Origin of the sequence: Protofrankia sp. CiP3, assembly GCF_917627345.1 — a bacterium.
Lineage (GTDB): Bacteria > Actinomycetota > Actinomycetes > Frankiales > Frankiaceae > Protofrankia.
Genome location: NZ_CAKJTM010000048.1, coordinates 38,467 through 39,978, shown reverse-complemented (window position 1 = coordinate 39,978; position 1,512 = coordinate 38,467). Strand labels below are relative to the sequence as shown.

Annotated in this window: 1 protein-coding gene; it reads left to right on the top strand. The window is 65.3% G+C overall.

Going from position 1 to position 1,512, the window contains the following annotated elements; translation table 11 throughout:
• Positions 1-562: 562 nt before the first annotated feature.
• A partial coding sequence (locus tag MJ797_RS16415; RefSeq protein WP_239335768.1) for a hypothetical protein occupies positions 563-1,512 on the top strand: 950 nt, incomplete at its 3' end.

The window sequence follows — 1,512 nt, the reverse complement described above, 5'->3', positions numbered from 1 at the left end:
TCCGCCTCGCGACGCATCCACCTGGCATCCGACCAACCCCCGAAGGACTTCCAGTGCCGACCGCTAAGATCACGAAGCACACCTGAGCGGAACCACGACCGCGGGACCCGGCGACGCGCCGGAAGGAAAGAATCCCGACCAGAAAACGACAGACTCGGCATACCATGTCCCGTGGTCTCATAACGACGTCCCGTAAAGGAAAAAATGATCATAAGCGCACCCACGGCCACCGCACCCGGCCGCGGGCTGACGCCGGCAGTCGTGATAGTCGACGCGCAGAATGTGCGCGGCCAGGCGCGAGAGGTCCTGGGAAGCCCCCGTCTACCAAACGTTTCCGGCATCCGGACCGCTCTGCAGTCGCTGGGTTTCGATGCCGTCGAGACATACATCGGCATCGGCACTCGGGCCGTCAGGAACAAAACCCCGGAGCTGCGCCGCGAGGTAGCCAGAAACGTTGAATACGCGCGTTCGGTCCTGAAGGACGGCCGGCAAGATTCTGGACGGCGCGCTGCGGGACAACAGCGGTGACGGGATACGCAACTTCGAGGAGAAGCTCGTCGACATGCTCTGCGGGATGCAGGTCGCCCATTCAGCCTACGCCATCCGGCACGAGCGGCACCCTGCCCGGGCCATTGTCGTGCTCAGCAAGGACATGGACCTCGATCCGGCGGCAGACTTCGCGGACCGGCTGGGCGTTCCCGTGGTGACCAGCGCGACCTCGGGGGTCAACAACCGTTCCGGTATCCGCTGGCTGCTCCTCGGCGAGCGGGAAATCCTGGACATGGTGGGACGCGACGGCCAATACTGCGGATCAAGCCGCCGCAACGAGGTCGTCGCCTTCGCCTGGCGACGGCACTCCCGGAACTACTCGTGGCAGGTGCTGCACCCCGAACGCCGTCATGGAAATGTCCATATACTTGTCCGGCACACGTGCGGTGTGGCGGGGCTGGCCTCGGCCCGGCTGTTCGGCGGCCAACCACCTCAGCGGGGACATACGGTAAGTCTTTACCCGACGGGTGTCGACCTCGGGACGCGAGGCAGGGATTTCCCACTGCTGGAACTCGGTACGGACAGGACGGCACTGCCCTGCACGACGCTGCGGACGGCCACGGTGGTCGCCCGCACATCCCCTACCACTGTCGAAGTCGGTTTCCCCGGATCCAGGACGCCCACGGATGTCGACATCCCGCGGGACGGAGTGCTCGTCGGTACGACACTTCTGGTGAAGCAGGTACAGGGAGGATGGCGCCTGGTGGGCTCCACAGACAACACCGCGCCACCCGCGCCGACGAGACTAGTGAGATCCATGGGGCCGTACGGGAACGTGTTCACCGGACGTCACAGGCATCACGCCGCCCGGGTTGTCACAGACACCGGAGAAGAGGCAGCCTTGATCTTCCTGCCACCGGACCGGGCGGTAGGCGACTGCCACGCTGCGGTCGAGACCGGCCACATGACGGACGACGGTCTGCCGATCCTCGCGGCCCTAAGTGGTCGCCGCCGGAAGTTGTT